Source organism: Microbacterium alkaliflavum, from assembly GCF_044325405.1.
Lineage (GTDB): Bacteria > Actinomycetota > Actinomycetes > Actinomycetales > Microbacteriaceae > Microbacterium > Microbacterium alkaliflavum.
Genome location: NZ_JBIQWL010000006.1, coordinates 184,064 through 202,304 on the forward strand (window position 1 = coordinate 184,064; position 18,241 = coordinate 202,304).

Sequence of the window (18,241 nt, forward strand, 5' to 3'; positions counted from 1 at the left end):
CCATGGTGCACGTTCGTGCACCATGGTCGCAACGTCGTGCGCTCAGCCCGGGAGCGAGCTCGTCGTGAGCGCGAGCCTCGCTCCGGCCGCGCGGAGCCAACGGGCCGGCTCCGCGAGGGCGAGCGTCGACGAGCCGGCCAGATCGGTCAGCGAGGCCGCGGCGGTGAAGCCCGAGACGTCGGCATCCGGTGCGATGCGGCCCGCGACGAGTGCGACGGGCACCTCCGCGGCGGCGCCGATGGCCGCGACGTGGGCGGGCGCCTTGCCCGCCGCCGACTGCCCGTCGAACGAGCCCTCTCCCGTGACGACGAGGGATGCCTCGCCCAACGCCGCGCGCAGTCCGACGAGCTCAGCGACCTGAGCGGCACCCGGTACGAGCGCGGCCCCCCAGACGAGGAGCGCGAAGCCCGTGCCGCCGGCGGCACCCGCACCAGGAGTGGTCGGATCGCCGGGGAGGAGGCCGGCGAGCCGGGTGAGTCCGTTGTCGGCCGGGATGATCTCGCCGGCGGCGAAGCCCTTCTGCGGGCCGAACACCGCGGCCGCTCCGCGTGGACCGAGGAGCGGATTGGTGACATCGGTCAGCACGACAACGCCGGTGGGCGGCAGCGCCCGCATCCCCCCGAGCTCGGCGTGGGCGACCGACGCGAGTCCGCGCGCACCGGGAGCGATGGGCCGGGCCGTGGCATCCGTCAGCTCGACGCCGAGCGCCCGCAGCAGCCCGGCGCCTCCGTCCGTCGATGCGCTCGAGCCGATCCCGAGCACGAGCCGTGACACGCCGTGATCGAGCGCGGCGACGATGGCCTGCCCGAACCCCGTCGTGTCGGCGTCCCAGGGGAGGCGTCGCGCGCCGAGCAGTTCGATGCCCGACGTCGAGGCGAGCTCGACGACGCCGGCGCCGTTCGGTGCGTCGGGCGTCGGAGGCAGAAGCAGCCACGCCGCGCGAACGCGCATGCCGTCGGGCCCCGTGACCTCGACGGGCATCGGACGCGCGCCTGGCACGGCGGCCGCGAACGCGGCGAGCGTGCCCTCTCCCCCGTCGGCGACGGGACGCAGCACGATGTCGTCGTGCGGGCGGGCGGAGCGCCAGCCGTCGGCGAGGGCGGCCGCGGCGCCAGCCGCATCGATCGATCCCTTGAAGCTGTCAGGTGCGAAGACGACTCGGCGGGCGGCGCTCATGCGTGCTGTCGTCGCGGCGTGCTGTCGCGCAGCACGACCTCGAGCGGGATGCCCGCGGGGTCCTGCTGCCAGGTCTCGTCGACGGCGGCGCGCAGCGCCTGGTAGCCCACGGACTCGAGGGGCACCCGCACGCTCGTGAGCGCAGGGCTGACGTCGCGCGCGGCGGGGATGTCGTCGAAGCCCGCGAGCGCGATGTCGGAGCCGACCGAGCGCCCCGCTTCGCGGAGTGCCGTGAGCGCCCCGATCGCGACGAGGTCGCTGATCGCGAAGACGAGCGTGCCGGGCTCGATGCCGTCGGCGAGCGCCTCGCGCATGACCCGCTCTCCCGCCTCGCGCGTGAAGGCGCCGCGGTAGACGCGCACGACGGCGCCGCCGCCCGAGGCGAATCCGGCTGTGAAGCCCGCGATGCGGTCGTCGGACGTGCGCACGCCCTCCTGGGCGCCGAGCACGATCGCCGAGCCGAAGCCGCGCTCCGCCAGTGCCGCGCCGAGCGCACGGGCCCCGCTCTCGTTGTCGATCAGCACGGCACGGACATCGCCGCCGCCGGGTCCGAGTGCGACGACGCGTCCGCCGGTCGCGGTCAGCGCGTCGAGCTCGTGCTGCAGCTCGGGCGCCGACGACTCGGTGCTGCGCGAAGCCGCCAGGATGAGCCCGCGGGGGCGCTGGCCGCGCAGAGCCCGCACGAGGCGGATCTCGCGGGCGGGGTCGCGCTCGGTGACGGAGATCGTGACGATGAGGCCGGCCTCGTCGGCACCGCGGGCGACACCGGAGGCCAGCTGCCCGAAGTACGGGTCGGCGATGTCGGCGACGAGCAGCGCGATGACCGCCGAAGTGCCCTTGGCGGTCGCCTGCGCCGACAGGTTGGCCGTGTAGCCCAGCTCGTCGGCGGCGGCCACGACGCGGTCGCGGTACGACTCGGCGACCTTGCGCGTCGAGCCGTTGAGCACGCGCGACGCCGTCGCGAGGGAGACGCCTGCGGCCTCAGCGACGTCGTTGAGCGTCGGCGCCGACGTGCGCACCCGCACGGGCGGCGCGTCGGCGGACAAGTCTGTCATCGGGCCGAGTCTAGAGCCGCCACGAGCGAAGGCGAGACGGCCGCGCCGAAGCCTGCAGCCGTGCGCCGCACGACCTCGTCGGGGGCGGTCGCCCAGACCTCTTCGTTGAAGATCTCCACCTCGATGTCGCCCGTGTAGCCGGCGTCGAGCACGGCGCTGGTGAGCGACGCGAAGTCGATCACGCCGTCGCCCGGGTAGTGCCGCGAGAGCAGCACGTCGGCCGCGAGCGGCGTCTTCCAGTCGCACACCTGGTACGTCGCGATCCGGCCCTCGCGGCCGGCGCGGGCGATCTGCTCGAGCACCTGCGGGTCCCACCACACGTGGAAGGTGTCCACCGTCACGCCGACGACCGACGGGTCGAAGTCGGCGGCGAGGTCGAGCGCCTGTCCGAGCGTCGAGACGACGGCCCGGTCGGAGGCGTACATGGGATGCAGCGGCTCGATCGCGAGCGTCACCCCGGCGGCCGCGGCATCCGGAGCCAGCTCGGCCAGCGCGTCGTGCACGCGCGAGCGTGCGCCGACGAGGTCGCGGGAGCCCTCGGGCAGCCCGCCCACGACGAGCACGAGCACAGCCGTCGACCCCTCGGCGCCGGCGGCGGCGAGCGTCGCGGTCTCTTCGATCGCCCGGCGGTTGTCGTCGATCGCGGCGCGGCGCGCGGGGCCCTCGGGGATCGTGAAGAACCCGCCGCGGCAGTGCGTCGTGAAGCGCAGGCCCGAGTCGGCGAGCATCGACGCGGCCGTCTTGAGACCGACCTCGCCTACCGGCTCGCGCCACAGGCCGATCGCCTGCACGCCGTTCTGGGCGGTGGCACGCAGCGCCTCGGCGAGGCTCGCGTACTTCAGGGTGGCCTGGTTGATCGACAGGCGGGGATCGACCGTGGCGGTCATGCGTCCACTCCGTTCACGCGCAGGAGGCTGTGCCAGCGCTCGGCCGCGAGCTCGGGGCGCTCCAGGGCGTGCGAGGCGTTGGCGAGCTCGACGATGCGGGACAGGTGCGGGAGGCTGCGCGCGGAGTGCAGGCCGCCGACCATCTGGAACGCCGGCTGGTGGCCGTTGAGCCACGACAGGAATGCGACGCCGGTCTTGTAGTAGAACGTCGGCGCGGCGAAGACCTGGCGACTGAGCTCCTCGGTGGGTCCGAGGATCGACAGGTAGGCGGCGGGGTCGTCGGCGTCGAGCGCCTGGATCGCGGCGGAGGCGACGGGCGTGATCGCCGCGAAGGCGCCGAGCAGCGCGTCGGAGTAGGAGTTGCCGGTCGCTGAGCTTGTCGAAGCGTCGAGGTCCGACCCCTCGGCAAGCTCGAGGACAGTTACGTCGGCGCCGCCGATGAGTCCGACGTAGTTGAAGTCGTCGCCCGTGAACATGCGCACACCCTCGGGGAGGCGCTCGCGCACCGAGACCTCGGCGGCGGCATCCAGCAGGCTCATCTTGACGCCTGCGACCTTGCCGGGGTTCTCCGCGATGATGCGCAGGAGAACGTCAGATGCTTCGCTCCATTCGGACGAGCCGAAGTATCCCTCGAGGGCGGGGTCGAACGCCGTGCCGAGCCAGTGCAGTACGACGGGCGAGCTCGCCGCCTGCAGCACGGCGCCGTAGACGCGCAGGTAGTCGGTGCGCGACGAGGCGGCGCGGGCGAGGTGGCGCGATGCCATGAGCACGGGGCCTGCGCCCTGCTCCTCGGTGAAGTGCAGCTGCTCCTTGTAAGCGTCGATGATCTCGGCGATCGAGATCGACTCGCCGTCGACGTGGTCGGTGTTGACGCCGACGACCACCTGGCCGCCCTCTTCGCGCGCGACCTGCGCCGAGCGGGCGATGAGCTCGCGCGTCGCGGCGGCGTCGAGGCCCATGTTGCGCTGGGCCGTGTCCATCGCGTCCGCGACACCCAGACCCCACGAGTAGACGTGGCGGCGGAAGTCGAGCGTCGCGTCCCAGTCGATCTCGGCAGGCCGGCCGGGGGTGTTGTCGGCCCACGTCTTGGGCACGACGTGCGCGGCGGCGTACGCGACGCGGCTGCGCAGCGGCGCGGCGGGCTTCGCGAAGGCGGGCGCCTCGTTGAGCTCGGCGGCCGTGACGGTGCCGTCCCCGGCGAGGAGCGCGAAGGTGGCGGTGGCGGTGGTCGTCGGCATCCCGGTCACTCCAGCGTCAGGGTCGGCAGCTCGACCTTGCGGCCCTCGCGGCTGGACTGCAGGCCGGCCTCGGCCAGCAGCACGCCGCGCGCGCCGGAGAGGAGGTCGAACTCGTACTCGGTGCCGAGGACGTAGGAGGTGAGGAACTCCTCCCACTGCTGGCGGAAGCCGTTCTGGAAGACGTCGTTCGTCGGCACGTCGGCCCAGTCGGCGTCGTAGTCGTGGTCGTCGGCGAGGTCGGGGTTCCACACCGGCTTCGGGGTCGCGTTGCGGTGCTGGATCTTCGCGCCGAACAGGCCCACGACGGCCGAGCCGTGCGTGCCGTCCACGTGGAACTCGACGAGCTCGTCGCGGTTCACCCGGACGGTCCACGAGGAGTTGATCTGCGCGACGATGTCGCCCTCGAGCTCGAAGATGCCGTAGGCGGCGTCCTCGGCGGTGGCGACGTAGGGCTCGCCCTTCTCGTCCCAGCGGGTCGGGATGTGCGTCGCTGCCTGCGCGTAGACCGTCTTGACCTCGCCGAACAGGTTCTCCAGCACGTAGTTCCAGTGCGGGAACATGTCGACGATGATCCCGCCGCCGTCCTCGGCGCGGTAGTTCCAGCTGGGACGCTGCGCCGGCTGCCAGTCGCCCTCGAAGACCCAGTAGCCGAATTCGCCGCGGACGGACAGGATGCGGCCGAAGAAGCCCGAGTCGATGAGGCGCTTGAGCTTCTGCAGGCCGGGCAGGTAGAGCTTGTCGTGCACGACGCCGGTCTTGACACCCGCCGCCTGCGCGAGCTTCGCGAGCTCGAGCGCCTCGTCGACCGTCTCGGCGGTGGGCTTCTCCGTGTAGATCGTCTTGCCCGCCGCGATCGCCTTGCGAAGGGCCGACGCGCGGGCCTTCGTCACGAGGAAGTCGGCGTAGATCTCCCAGCGCGGGTCGGCGAGAGCCGCGTCGAGGTCGGTCGTGTAGTCCTCGATGTCGTGCTTGGCGGCCAGCTCCGCGAGCTTGAGCTCGCTGCGGCCCACCAGGATCGGGCGCACCGTGACGCGCGTGCCGTCGGGAAGCTCGATGCCGCCCTGCTCGCGGATCGCGAGGATCGAGCGGACGAGGTGCTGGCGGTACCCCATGCGGCCCGAGACGCCGTTCATGATGATGCCGATCTCGCGCACCTGCGGGCGTGCCGCCGTCTGCGCGGGGGCGATGGTCGTGTCGGTCACGGGATCCTGCTTTCTGTCTGGCTTCTGTCTGTGGCGGTCATCGTCTGCTCCGACGATGGGTAAGCGCTTTCCGATTAGTGTTGCACGCGGGATCGAGGCCGTCAAGCGCTTTCCCGCCCACTCACCGGGACTGCACGCACTCCGCCGGCCGCAGGGCCTGCCGACACGAGGGCGAAGAGCACCTCCTGGGGCGCGAGGGTGCGACGCCCGAGCGGGTCGCCGGTCTCGGCATCCCTCCCCTCGAGCTGCACGTCGGCGGGCTCGTCGCCGTGGTTGATGACCGTGACGAGGTCGCCGCGGCGGGCGGCTTCGACGTGCGGCGGCAGCCCTTCGACGACGGGACGCACCCCCGATGCCGAGGTCACAGCGCCGACCACGAGGTCCAGGCCCGCGGGGTCGGGCATCGTCGCGACGTACCAGGCCTCGCCGAGCCCCGACTCGTGGCGGGTGAGGGCGGGCGATCCGGCCGCGAGGCCGTCGGCGAAGGACGCGACGACCGTCGCGCCCGCGGCGTGGATCGTCTCGGCGATGAGCCGGCCCGTGAAGGTGCGGTCGCCCGCGCGCACGGTGACGCCGACCGCTGCGGCGGCGTCGCCGGGCGCGCTCTGCGCGCCGACACCGGTGCCGCCCTTCGACGCGCCGGCGAGGGCGCCGAAGTCCTCGAACCGGATGCCGAGGGTCGGCGCGAGCTGCGTGAGGAACCCGCCGCTTCGGAACTGGTCGTGGCCGTCGACGACGTCGGTGAAAGGACCTGCGAGGAGCGTGCCGCCGTCGTCGACGAACCGGGTCAGGGCCGCGGCCCCCTCGTCGCGGAGGAGGTACAGGAGGGGCGCGACGACGAGGTCGTAGTCGGCGTCGACCTTCTCGGGCGGCACGATGTCGACCATGAGCCCCCGACTGTGGAGGGCGCCGTACCACTCGAGGATCAGCGCGAGGTAGTCGACCCGTGTGGGGTGGTCGCGCTCTTCGACAGCCCACCAGTTCTCCCAGTCGAACACGAGCGCGACCCGGGCGTCGCGGCCGGGCGGGGGAAGCTCGGGAAGGGCCGCGAGCCGGCGTCCGAGTTCGGTCACGGCCCGCCACGTGCTCGTGTCGGTGCCCGCGTGCGGAAGCATCGCGGAGTGGAACTTCTCGCTGCCCGTGCGGGACTGCCGCCACTGGAAGAACATGATGCCGTCGGCGCCTCGGCCGATCGACTGCGCCGTCTCGGCCACGAGCGCCCCCGGCTTCTTCCCGGGGTTCGCGGGGCGCCAGTTGACGGCATCCGTCGCCTGCTCCCACAGCAGCCAGGGCACCCCCGGCTTGAGCGAGCGCACGAGGTCGCGCTGGAACGCGGCATCCCGCACCCGGTTCGGGTTGGACGGATCGGGGTAGCAGTCGTCCGCGACGACGTCCATGAAGGGCGCCCACTTCGCGTAGTCGGCGGGCTTGAACGGGCCCATGAAGTTCGTCGTGATGGGCTGCGTCGCGCCGGCGGCGAGGAGGATCTCGCGCTCGGCGAGGTAGCACTCCAGCAGCATGTCCGACGTGAAGCGCCGGAAGTCGAGCATCGACGACGGGTTGTGACTATACGGCGCGAGCCGCGGCGGGAAGATCTCGTCGAAGTCGGCGTAGCGCTGCGACCAGAAGCTCGTGCCCCACGCGTCGTTGAGCTCCGGGATCGTGCCGTACCGGGCTTGGAGCCACACCCGGTACGCGTCGCGCGCCGCGTCGGAGTAGTCGTACCAGAGGTGACAGCCGAACTCGTTGCCCACGTGCCATATGACGACGGCGGGATGCTGCGCATAGCGGTCCGCGATCCTCCGCACGAGCTCCCCCGCGAGCCGCCGGTACGTCGGCGACGACGGCGCGAAGTGCTGCCGGCTGCCCGGCCAGTAGGAGGCGCCGCTCTCGTCGGCGGGCAGGGTCTCGGGATACGTCGCGCTGACCCACGGCGGCGGCGATGCCGTCGCCGTTGCCAGGTTCACCCGGATCCCGCCCGCGTGCAGCTTGTCGATGACGCGGTCGAGCCATCCGAAGTCCCATACGCCTTCGGCGGGCTGGATGCGCGACCACGCGAAGATCCCGAGGCTCACGATGTTGACGCCGGCCTCCTGCATGAGGCGGACGTCTTCATCCCACACCTCCTCCGGCCACTGGTCGGGGTTGTAGTCGGCGCCATACAGCACGCGGCGGCTCCTCGAGGTCGGAGGGGTGGTGGTCAGCTCGTCCGGCGGCGGCGTGCGGGGATCGCGATGACGGCGAGAGCCGCGCAGCCGAGCGCGGGGATGACGAGGGGCGGGAGCATCCACGCCGACAGGCCGACGAAGAAGGCCGCGGCGGCGAGGTACAGGGTGCCGATCGCGTCGGCGGTGGCGGCGGACGGGATGCTGCGCACCGCGCCGCGCCAGCCGTGCTCGGGTGTCCACGCGGCGGCCGCGAACAGCAGCGCGGTCGCCGTCGCGACGAGGCCGGCCCAGCCGACGGCGCCGATGACAGGACCGCCGGGCAGGGCGCCGGAGTTCGCGAGGACGATGTCGAGCGCGAGCACGAGCGAGAGGACGACGACCGCGAAGCCGACGAGGAGCCCGCCGACGATCGCCGCCTTGAGGTCGCTCCAGAACAGCCGGACGGGCGAGCCCTCCGCCGCGAGGTAGCGGCGCAAGTGCCGGATGCCGGCCGCCAGCGCCGCCGGCAGCGTCACGACGAGGATGCCGGCCGCCAGGATGAGCAGTCCCGTCGCGAGCACCTCGCCGAAGAAGGCGAAGGCTCCGGCCATCCCGGGGAAGCGGGCCGGCGGGCGCTCTTCGAGCGTGGGGCCCGCCCCCGACACGTCGTCCCGGCGTGCCGCCTTGAGCTGCTTGCGGTCCATGCGTCAGCCCTTCAGACCCTGCGTGGCGACGCCGTCGACGAGGAAGCGTTGGAAGACGAGGAAGAAGAGCAGGACGGGGAGTAGGGCGATGAAGCTGGCGGTGACCGTGGCGCCGTAGTCGGCGCCACCGGAAGAGGCGTCGTTGTAGAGGCGGAGGGCGATGGGGAGGGGGTAGTTGTCGGGGCTGGTGAGGTACAGCAGGGGTCCGAGGAAGTCGTTCCAGCTCCAGATGAACGCGAAGATCGCGCAGGTGATCAGGGCGGGTTTGATCAGGGGCAGGATGATCGACCAGAAGATCCGCCAGTGGCCGGCGCCGTCGATGCGGGCTGCTTCGTCCATGTCACGGGGCATCTGCCGGATGAACTGGACCAGCAGGAACACGAAGAACGCTTCGGTCGCGAGGAACTTCGGCAGCAGGATCGGGACGAACGTGTCGATCAGGCCGAGCTTGTTGAAGATGATGTACTGCGGGATGATCACGACGTGGAACGGCAGCAGCAGCGTGCCGATCATCGCGGCGAACAGGATCCCGAGCCCTTTGAACTGGATCCGGGCGAACGCGTACGCGGCCAGTGACGCGGAGAACACGGTGCCGATCACACTGCCGCCGGCGATGATCAGGGAGTTGAGGAAGAACTTCCACATCGGCACCCCGGCGATGCCCTCGGACACGGTCTTGTAGTTGTCCAAGGTGGGGTTGCGGGGCAGGATCGCGATCGACTGCCCGAACTCCGCGTTCGGTTTGAAGGTGGCGAACAGCAGCCACACCAGCGGATACAGCACCAGCGCGGTCAGGGCGACCAGCACGATCGCCCAGATCACGGTCTGCCAGGTGCGGCGGGTGACCCGCCGGCGGCGCCGCGGGGTGGGCGTGGTGTCGAGGTTGTGCGCGAGGGTCTCGATGGCCGGCTGGCCGAATGTCGTGCTCATCGGTTGTCTCCGGAGTAGTGCACCCACGAGCGCTGGGTGCGGAAGAGGATGAAGGCGATGATCGCGACGACCACGAGCAGCACCCACGCGATCGCGGCCGCGTAGCCCATCTGCCCGTCGGCGAAGCCGCGCTTGTAGAGGTACAGGGTGATGAAGTTCGTCATCCCCGCGGGGCCGCCGGTGCCGTTGCTGATGATGTACGCCGACGCGAACACCTGGAACGCGCCGATCAGCCCCAGCAGCAGGTTGAAGAAGATCACCGGGCTGAGCATCGGGATCGTGACCGCCCGGAACCGGTGCCACGGTCCGGCCCCGTCCATCTCGGCCGCCTCGTACAGCTCTTTCGGGATCTGCTTCAGACCGGCGAGGAAGATCACCATCGTCGCGCCGAACTGCCACACGTGCAGGAGGATCATCGCCGGCAGCACCAGCGCGGGGTTGCCGATCCACCCGCCCAGGTCGATTCCGAAGAACGACAGCGACTGGTCCACGGGGCCGTCGTTGGCGAACATCGCCCGCCACACGATCGCCACCGACACGGATCCGCCGATCAGCGACGGGGCGTAGAACGAGGACCGGAAGAACCCCGAGCCGCGATCCCGGTAATTCAGCAGCATCGCCACGCCCAGCGCCGCGGCCAGGGTGATCGGCGTGCCGACCAGGACGTAGACCAGGGTGATCTGCGCGGCCTGCATGAACGACGGGTCGTTCGTGAACAGGCGGATGTAGTTGTCCAGCCCGATCCACTTCGGCGGGGTGAAGATGTTGTACTTCGTGAACGAGAGATACAGCGACCAGCCCATCGGGATGATCGTCAACCCGAAGAACCCGATCAGCCACGGCGTCAGGAACCCATAGCCCGCCAACGACTCGCGGCGCTGACGCGCGCGGATCCCTGGCCGGGTGCCCAACTCCGGGCTGCCCTTGCGGAACAGGCTCCGGCCCGCCGGCTTCCTATCCGTCACGATGACTCTCGTCGCTGTCGTGCTCACGTCGATTCTCCTGATCGGTGGGAGTTGGTGTCCGGGGGCCCGGGCGACCGCGCCCGGGCCCCTGGAGGCCTGTTACTGGTTGAGGACGACGTCCATCTCGCTGAAGAACTGGTCCACAGCGTCGTCGACCGTGACGGTCCCGAAGTTGAGCTCTTGTCCGAGCTCCAGGAACTTGTTCTCGAGGGTGCCGTAGCCGACGATCGGCACGGGCGGGGCGTCGCCGAGGCGGTCCTTGATGGATGCCTCGTAGTCGGCGATCTGCTGGCTCAGCGGGTCGAGCTTGGCCGCCGCCAGGGCCGTCTCGGAGGCCGGCAGGCCGCGGTTGGTGCCGAAGATCTCACCCGACTCGGGCGAGTTGATGAGGAAGTCCACGAGCGTCGCCGCGGCCTCGGGGTGCTTCGTCTTGGCCGAGATCGCCTCGAGCATGGACGGCTTGAGGTAGAGGTCCTTCGCGCCTTCCTTCGTGACGGGAGGTGCGATCAGGCCGAGCTCGGTGTAGTCGGCGCCGAGGTTGCCGAGGTAGCCCGAGCCGAAGTTGTCCCAGGTCAGCTCGCTCGCGGTCTGGGCGGTGTCGAAGCCGCTCTTGGGCGAGATCTCCTCGAGCTTCTGCTGCGGGATGACGACGCCGTCCTCGCGGTTCGACGCACTCGACTCCCAGAACTTCTTGAGGCGGGCCTTGTCGAAGCCGGGCTTGCCGTCTTCGCTGAAGAGGTCCTTGCCCTCCGAGCGCAGCTGCAGCTCGAAGTTCTGGATGCGGCCGGTGTAGTCGGTGCCGCCGTAGAAGGCGCCGCCCGAGGCATCCGTCACTTCCTTCATCCAGTCGCTGTAGTCGCTCCACGACCCGCCCGCGAACTCGTCGACGCCGGCCTGCTCGAGCAGCTTGGGGTTGGTGTACATGCCCCACGCGTTGGTCGAGGTCGGGATGGCGGTGGTCGTGTCGTCGACGACGCCGATGCTCAGGATGTTGTCGGCGAGGGGCTTGGTGTCGATGATGTTGCCGAGGTACGGGCCTAGGTCGAGCAGGAGCCCGTTCTGCGAGTACTGGCGCAGGTACGAGTAGTCGAACTGCATGACGTCGGGAAGTCCGCCGCCGGCCGCCTCGGTCTGGCGCTTCTCCCAGTACTCCGGGAAGGCGAGGAACGAGGAGTTGACCGTGATGTTCGGATACTTCTTCTCGAACTCGGCGATCACCTTGTTGTAGAGGTCGGCCCGCACGTCGTTGCCCCAGAAGGACATGTTGAGCGTGACCTTCTCATCGGGGTTGAACGTGGGGGTCGAGCCGCCGTCGGAACCGGCTCCTCCACCCGAGCAGCCGGCCAGGGCCAGGGCGGCGCCGGCCGCGACTGCGACTGCGGCGAATGCCCGCTTCTTGCTGAACATCCTTGTCCTCTCTTGAACGTCCGTGTTCATGTCCACCGGACGCTCATCGTCCGTGTGATGCCTCTTCCCTTGGGTGCCGGGAAAGCGCTTGCCCAGAAAGCTAGCACGGCAAAAAACGTTTCACAAGGCCCGCGACGGAATTGTTGTGCGGCCGGTGGGCTCAGGAGCGCGCGACGGCCCGCATGTCGGCGACGGGGCTCTCGAAGCCGGCCCGGTGAGTGGGATGCGAGGCGAGATCAGCCGGCGTCACGACGGCGCCGTCGGCCGCCGCCGAGGCATAGATCGCCGCGACGAGTCCGAAGGAGCGCGCGGGGTCGGTCGCGGTCGGGGGCAGCGGCCCGCCGTCGAGGAGCGCGTCGAAGACGTCGCGCAACAGCGGCGCATGGTCGCTGCGCTCCTCGCGCTCGGGCAGGGCCCACGTCGCGGCCTCGTCGTCGACAATGCCTGGCGCCGGGGTGATCGACCAGTTCTCGTGGCCGTGGCCGTAGAGGTGCTCGACGGTGACCGTCGCCTTCTGCGTGTCGATCCGGATGTAGCTGACCTCGCGCGGCGAGACGGCGCTCGTCGTGACCTGCGCGACGACCCCGCTTTCGAACGTGATCGTCGCGGTCGAGGCGTCCTCGGTCTGCGTCTCGCGATCCAGGCGCCAGAGCCTGCCCTGCACGCTCGCCCAGTCGCCGAGCAGGAAGGCCAGCAGGTCGAGCTGATGGATGCCGTGCCCCAGCGTCGTGCCGCCGCCCTCGGTGCTCCACTTCCCTCGCCACTCCACGGCGTAATAGGCCTCGTCGCGATACCAGAGCGTCTCGCACAGCGCGATCAGCGGACGCCCGAGCGCGCCCTCGTGGAGCAGGCGGCGCACGTGCGCGGCGGCCGTGCCCGTGCGCTGCTGGAACACGACAGCGAGCCGGCGATCGGCGGCGTCGGCCGCGGCGATCATGTCGTCGAGCTCGTCGAGCGAGGGTGCCGGCGGCTTCTCGACGACGACGTGGGCACCGGCCGCGAAGGCGGCGAGGGTCTGCGCGCGGTGCACGCCCGGCGGGGTGCAGATGAGCACGACATCGGGATGCTCCGCCGCGAGCAGCTCGCCGAGGGTGTCGTAGACGGCAGGGACCCCCCAACGCGCGGCGAACTCGTCGGCCCGCTCGCGCGTGAGATCGGTCACGGCGACGAGGTCGGTGCGAGGGTGCGCCGCCACGGCTCGGGCGTGTGCGTGCGAGACGGCGCCCGTGCCGACGATCGCTGCGCGCAGACGTGCTGTCATTCGGGGCTTCCTTCCGGGACGGCGCCCCGCTCGGCGCTCAGTCGGGCTTCCGGGACGGCGCTCAGCTCGGCGCTCAGTCGGTCCTCCGGGACGGCGCCCGGCTCGGCGCTGATTCGGTCTTCCGGGACGGCGCCCAGCTCGGCGACGAGGTTCGCGCCGACGGACGGCGCGAGGGCGGCGACGTCGGGGCCATCGACGATGACCGCGGCGGCGAGGACGAGCGTCGCATCAGGCTCGAGCACGGCCTCGTCGAAGAAGAACGGCGCGGGACAGAGCCCCGCGTACCCGGCGCTGCGCGCGAACCAGGGATGCTCCCCCGCGCCGGGCCCCGCATCGAGCATGACCACACCCGCCGACTCGTCGGGTGCGACGAAGGCGAGCCACGGGGCGGGCTCGCCCCGGGCGGCATCGCCGGCTGCGCCGTCGGCGCGGAGGATCGCTCCCCCGGCGAAGCCGGACGGTCCACGCCAGAAGATGCCGGCGTAGCCCGCGTCGTCGCGACCCTTCGTCGTCGGCGACCCGAAGGCCGCGGCATCCCTCGACACGTTCGTGAGGGCGCTGCGCCAGGTGAGCGCCCACGCGTCGCCGCCGACCCGGCGTGCGGTGAGGGTGCGGCGCTCGGTGAGGAGCGTCTCGCCCGGCTCGGTGATCCAGTCGAGGTCTTCGTCGATGCGGGCGAGGCCGGCCGCAGCATCGGCGATGGGCGTGTCGGAGGCGACGAACGAGCGATGCGCCTGCCTGCCGTTGTTGGGCAGCTGCACGTAGCCCTCGCCCGCGACGTAGGTCGGCCCGCCCCAGAAGTTGTGCGGGCCGACGTTGGGCAGCGCGAGCGACAGCCCCTTGTGCCAGACGTGGTCGTCGGGGCGGTATGCGGTCACGTCGCGGCCGTTCAGCGTGCGGAGCAGCGCGTACGGCCGGGGCGACTCCACCTGCGGCTCGTCGGGCTCGTAGACGTACTCCGCAAGCACGACGTCGCCCTCGCGGAGCAGGAGGCGGCCTTCTGCGCCGTGGTCGAAGTGCATGCGTCTCATGCTACGACGATGTTCGGGAAAGCGCTATCCCACCGTTTCTGACCGTGAGCCTCCACCTGCCTGCCGAGAGCGCGGGTGGCACCCACGTTCTCGGCAGTCCAGTGGAGGCTCACGGGCCAGGGCACCGGGGTCAGGGGGCGCCGACCTGCGTGAGGTGGAGGTGCGCGTAGCGGCCGCCGCGGGCGAGCAGCTCGTCGTGGCTGCCCTGCTCGACGATCTCGCCGTGCTCGAGCACGACGATGCGGTCGGCCTGTCGAATCGTCGAGAGCCGGTGCGCCACGACGAGGGTCGTGCGCCCGCGCATGAGGCGTCCGAGCGCCTCCTTGACGAGCTCCTCGGACTCCGGGTCGAGGGCGCTCGTGGCCTCGTCGAGCAGCAGGATGCGCGGATCGCGCACAAGCGCCCGGGCGATCGCGAGCCGCTGCCGCTGTCCGCCTGACAGGCGTGCACCGCGTTCGCCGACGACGGTGTCCCAGCCCTGCGGCTGCGCGTCGACGAACTCGAGCGCGTTCGCCGCCTCGAGCGCCGCGTGCAGATCGTGGTCGGAGACGTGCGGGAGGCCGTAGGCGATGTTCTCGCGGATCGTCCCCTCGAACAGCACCGACTCCTGCGGCACGACCGAGACGAATCGGCGCACGGTACGCAGGTCGAGCAGCTGCATGTCGGTGCCGTCGAGGAGGATGCGTCCACCGGTCGGGCGCACGAACCCGAGCACGAGGTTGAGGAGGGTCGACTTGCCCGAGCCCGACGATCCGACGAAGGCGACGGTCTCGCCGGCCGCGAGGTCGAGGTCGACTTCGTGCAGCGCATCGGTCTCGGCGCCCGCGTACCGCTCGGTCACGCGCTCGAGCGTCAGCCGGCCGGTGACCTCGTCGACGCGGCGCTTGCCCTCGTTCTGCTCGAGGTCGGGGTCCTCGATCACCTCGGCGATGGACCGCACCGACTCGATGCCGCGCGCCCCGACGGGGATGAGCATGAGCAGCTGCGTGAGGCCCGACGTCAGGAGCGCGAAGTACGTCGACAGCAGCACGACCTCACCGGGCGTGATCGGGAGGAACCCGGTCAGGGAGAAGATCGCGGCCAGGACGAGGCATCCCACCCCCAGCAGCTGCATCGTGACCCACGAGATGGATGCCACGTGCCCGTTGAGCATGTCGAGGTGCAGGCCCGCGCGGCGCACGCCGTCGGCGCCGCTCGCGACCCGCGTCACGGCGGTCTCCTCGAGGCCGTGCGCGCGGGTCACCGGGATGAGCGAGGCCATCTCGCCGACGCGCGCGGCGAGCCCCTCCATCTCACGGCGGAACTGCGCGTTCCGCGCCTCGGTGCGACGGCGCAGGCCCGCGCGCAGCCCGATCGCGATCGGCACCGCGAGCGCGTAGACCGGAAGGAACGCGGGCACGGCGATCGCCGTCATCGCGATCGCGCCGATCAGCACCATGAGCGACGAGAGCAGGGGATGGGTGACCTGCTGCAGCATGAGCTCGACGTTCTCGACGTCGCGCACGACCTTGCTCTGCACGATCGACGAGCTCATCCGCGTGTGGTAGCCGATCGACAACGTCTGCAGCCGCTCGGCGAGCGCGTTGCGAAGCTCGGCGCCGGTGTCGCGGACGACCGTCATGAAGCTGCGCGTATAGAGCAGATGGTTGGGGTAGTTCTGCACGAGCAGCACCACGGCGAGCGCGAACCAGCCGAGCACCTGCCCCACATCTCCCCCACCGGCGACGATGTCGATGATCGCCGCCGTGATGACGGGCAGGAACCACAGCGGGATCTCCTTGAGCGCGAACGCGAGGATCGCGAGGCTCATCCGGCCGGGACGCCGCAGCAGCAGTCGCAGGACCGAGCGGGTGGGGTGCGCGCCGTCGATGAGTCGTGCGGATCGGGTAAGCGCTTTCTCAGTCATGACGTCGATGCTACGGGCTGGATCGCGCGCGGTCACGGGGAGATTCCGGAGATGACGGATGCCGCTCCCCGCGTCGGCGCTCGATCCACGCACACGCCTCCATATCCCGTGCTCTCGCCGAGCGCCCACGTTCCGACCTGCGCGCAACACGGGCGCTCGGTGACAGCACGGGCTCTGGACAGACAGCCGGGCCGAATCAGGTGGCGCGTCTCAGAACGGGCGCGCGACGGGCCGCGCGAGGCCGTCGAAGGTGGTCGTCGGCCAACGCGGATCGGCCGTGAGCACCTCGACCCCGGACGATGAGACCAGCACGGTGTCTTCGACCTTGACGCCGGGCGCCGTCGGGTTCCAGGCGAACGCATGGTGCTCCTGCACGAGGTCGGTCGTCCCCGGCGTCGCGCGCGGATCGCGGCCCGCGTACCCGGTCGGCCCGCCCTGGTGATGCCGTCGCCACTCCTCGGCGCCGAATCCTTCCGCCCCGTACGCCGCCGTACCGGCGGCGAAGACCTCGTCGAGCCGGGCGCCGGGTCGCGTCGCGTCCAGGAACGCGGCCTCGACCCGCAGGATCGCCTCGTCCGCCGGATCGGCCGAACCGATCCACCGCGTCGCGTTGGCGATCAGGCCGTGGCGCCGCCCGCACACGACGAGCATCGCGCGGAGGCCGAGAGGCGCGCCGGTGGGGAGTGGATGCCGGTGCGCGAGGCGCGCCGACCCCGCGACGAGGATCACGAGAGGGTCGATCGCCCGCTCGACGAGCGCCGCGGCGAGCGCTGCCGCCGCGTGCTGCTCCGTGCGGTCCGGGCGCAGCACGGATGCGGCATCCGTCATCGCCTCCGCCGCCGCGCGCCCCAGAGCGCGGTAGCGGTCGCGCTCGGCGGGGAGCAGGCTCGCGCGGGCCGCGCGCAGAGCCGGAGCGACGGATGCCTCGGCCGACGCCGCCCCTGCGGCGACGGCCCCCTCGGCGGGCGGTGTGAGCCACGGGACGCGCACGACGCGGTCGGCGTCGCTCGGGAGGAACTCTTCGGCCACGAGCCGGTCGGCCTCATTGGCGGCGACGAAGATCGTGTCGCCGTCGTCGTCGACGCGGACGGCCGCGACCGGCGGGCCGGCGAGCGAGACGTGCGAGCGGATCCCCTCGAGGTACCACGACACCGCCTCGTGCGACGTGAGCAGGAGCGGGCCGGTGCGCAGCGCCGCTACCCGCCGTTGCTTCTCGGCGCGGTCGGCCGCCGATCCAGGCATCCGGGATCCCTTCGATAAAACGCTTTCTCGGTAGTATGGCGACCGAGGCCCGGCGCCGGAAACCGGGGCCGGACCAGGAGGACGCGTGGCGCGCGCAACGGCCAAGGCGACGATCACCGACGTCGCGAAGCATGCCGGCGTCTCGCTCTCGACGGTCTCGCGCGTGATGAACGGCAATCCGAGCGTCGACCCCGCGCTCGCCGAGCGCGTGCGCGGCGTCGCCACCGAGCTCGGCTACACGGCGAGCCCGCTCGCCCGCAGCCTCGTGCTCGGTCGCACGCAGACCGTCGCCGTCGTGGTGCCCGATCTCGGCAACCCGACGTTCCAAGCCGTGCTGCGCGGACTCAGCCGCGCAGCGGCGACCGACGGCTACCACGTGCTCATCGCCGACTCCGCCGAGCAGGTCGCCGAGGAGCGCCTCCTCGCGGTCGAGACGCGGCGACGCACCGACGGGCTCATCCTCTGCGCGCCCCGCATGCCCGACGACGAGCTCGCGATGCTCCTGCCCGAGGTGCGACCCGTCGTGCTCGTGAACCGTGGGATGGATGCCGCGGTCCCGTCCATCGCGGCCGACTACGCCACTGCTCTGCGCGGCCTCATCGATCACCTCTACAGCCTCGGCCACCGGCGCATCGCCTACCTCGCCGGCGTCGCCCGCAGCGCGTCGAACACCGCGCGGCTCGCGGCGCTGAGCGGCTTCCGCGCTGCGCATCCCGAGGTCGAACTCATCGAACTCGCGTCGGGCGTCGACTTCGACAGCGGAGCGGCGGCGGCCGATGCCGTGCTCGGCAGCCGCGCGACAGCCGTGCTCGCCTTCAACGACCTCGTCGCGATGGGTCTGCTGTCCGCGGTGTCGGATCGCGGCATCCGCGTGCCCGACGACCTCTCCATCACCGGGTTCGACGACATCCCGTTCGCCCGCTACACGTCTCCCCCGCTCACGACGGCCTCCGTCCCGGCCGCCGACCTCGGCGCGCTCGCGTGGCAGGCGCTGCACGCGACACTGACCGGCGAGGAAGCCGCGGCCTCGGTGCGGCTCGAGCCTGAGGTCGTCGTCCGCGGCAGCACGGGTCCCCCGACGAGCTGAAGC

General features: G+C 71.3%; 15 protein-coding genes. 1 reads left to right on the forward strand and 14 read right to left on the reverse strand.

The features are described from left to right. Positions 1-42: 42 nt before the first annotated feature. From ACH3VR_RS16520 to ACH3VR_RS16585, 14 genes are all read right to left on the reverse strand, one after another. A complete protein-coding gene (locus tag ACH3VR_RS16520) occupies positions 43-1,176 on the reverse strand; it encodes a glycerate kinase (protein ID WP_397557417.1) in 1,134 nt (377 codons plus the stop codon). Then, a complete protein-coding gene (locus ACH3VR_RS16525) occupies positions 1,173-2,231 on the reverse strand; it encodes a LacI family DNA-binding transcriptional regulator (RefSeq protein WP_397557418.1) in 1,059 nt (352 codons plus the stop codon). The genes ACH3VR_RS16520 and ACH3VR_RS16525 overlap by 4 nt, the downstream gene beginning before the upstream one ends. Further along, positions 2,228-3,118, reverse strand: coding sequence for a sugar phosphate isomerase/epimerase family protein (locus ACH3VR_RS16530; RefSeq protein ID WP_397557419.1), 891 nt, complete (start codon positions 3,116-3,118; stop codon positions 2,228-2,230). Before ACH3VR_RS16530 ends, ACH3VR_RS16525 begins: the two co-directional genes overlap by 4 nt. Beyond that, entirely contained in the window at positions 3,115-4,356 is a 1,242-nt protein-coding gene (locus tag ACH3VR_RS16535) for a dihydrodipicolinate synthase family protein (RefSeq protein ID WP_397557420.1), read from the reverse strand. The genes ACH3VR_RS16530 and ACH3VR_RS16535 overlap by 4 nt, the downstream gene beginning before the upstream one ends. A gap of 5 nt (positions 4,357-4,361) precedes the next feature. Further along, the gene (locus ACH3VR_RS16540) at positions 4,362-5,558 is read right to left on the reverse strand and encodes a Gfo/Idh/MocA family protein (RefSeq protein WP_397557421.1); all 1,197 of its coding nucleotides are present in this window, start codon (positions 5,556-5,558) and stop codon (positions 4,362-4,364) included. A 101-nt stretch (positions 5,559-5,659) separates the two neighbouring features. Beyond that, on the reverse strand, positions 5,660-7,726 hold the full coding sequence (locus ACH3VR_RS16545) for a beta-galactosidase (RefSeq protein ID WP_397557422.1): 2,067 nt from the start codon (positions 7,724-7,726) through the stop codon (positions 5,660-5,662). A 32-nt stretch (positions 7,727-7,758) separates the two neighbouring features. Next, the gene (locus ACH3VR_RS16550; RefSeq protein ID WP_397557423.1) at positions 7,759-8,409 is read right to left on the reverse strand and encodes a hypothetical protein; all 651 of its coding nucleotides are present in this window, start codon (positions 8,407-8,409) and stop codon (positions 7,759-7,761) included. A 3-nt stretch (positions 8,410-8,412) separates the two neighbouring features. Next, positions 8,413-9,339, reverse strand: coding sequence for a carbohydrate ABC transporter permease (locus ACH3VR_RS16555; protein ID WP_397557424.1), 927 nt, complete (start codon positions 9,337-9,339; stop codon positions 8,413-8,415). Next, complete coding sequence (locus ACH3VR_RS16560) at positions 9,336-10,331, reverse strand: carbohydrate ABC transporter permease (protein ID WP_397557425.1); 996 nt, start codon at positions 10,329-10,331, stop codon at positions 9,336-9,338. Before ACH3VR_RS16560 ends, ACH3VR_RS16555 begins: the two co-directional genes overlap by 4 nt. A gap of 72 nt (positions 10,332-10,403) precedes the next feature. Next, positions 10,404-11,711: an ABC transporter substrate-binding protein gene (locus tag ACH3VR_RS16565; protein ID WP_397557426.1), complete on the reverse strand. Its 1,308-nt coding sequence runs from the start codon at positions 11,709-11,711 to the stop codon at positions 10,404-10,406. Between the two features lie 160 nt (positions 11,712-11,871). Continuing rightward, complete coding sequence (locus ACH3VR_RS16570) at positions 11,872-12,972, reverse strand: Gfo/Idh/MocA family protein (RefSeq protein WP_397557427.1); 1,101 nt, start codon at positions 12,970-12,972, stop codon at positions 11,872-11,874. Then, positions 12,969-13,994 (reverse strand): DUF6807 domain-containing protein, encoded by a 1,026-nt coding sequence (locus tag ACH3VR_RS16575; RefSeq protein ID WP_397557428.1) that lies wholly within the window; start codon positions 13,992-13,994, stop codon positions 12,969-12,971. The genes ACH3VR_RS16570 and ACH3VR_RS16575 overlap by 4 nt, the downstream gene beginning before the upstream one ends. 139 nt (positions 13,995-14,133) lie before the next feature. Then, positions 14,134-15,909, reverse strand: a complete 1,776-nt coding sequence (locus tag ACH3VR_RS16580; protein ID WP_397557429.1) for an ABC transporter ATP-binding protein — start codon at positions 15,907-15,909, stop codon at positions 14,134-14,136. A 210-nt stretch (positions 15,910-16,119) separates the two neighbouring features. Continuing rightward, positions 16,120-17,082 carry a M24 family metallopeptidase gene (locus ACH3VR_RS16585; RefSeq protein WP_449566854.1) on the reverse strand — a complete coding sequence of 321 codons (963 nt, stop codon included), beginning with the start codon at positions 17,080-17,082 and terminating at the stop codon, positions 16,120-16,122. A 154-nt stretch (positions 17,083-17,236) separates the two neighbouring features. On the opposite strand from ACH3VR_RS16585, the gene ACH3VR_RS16590 reads away from it, so the two are divergent. Continuing rightward, complete coding sequence (locus ACH3VR_RS16590; protein ID WP_397557431.1) at positions 17,237-18,238, forward strand: LacI family DNA-binding transcriptional regulator; 1,002 nt, start codon at positions 17,237-17,239, stop codon at positions 18,236-18,238. Positions 18,239-18,241: the final 3 nt, after the last annotated feature.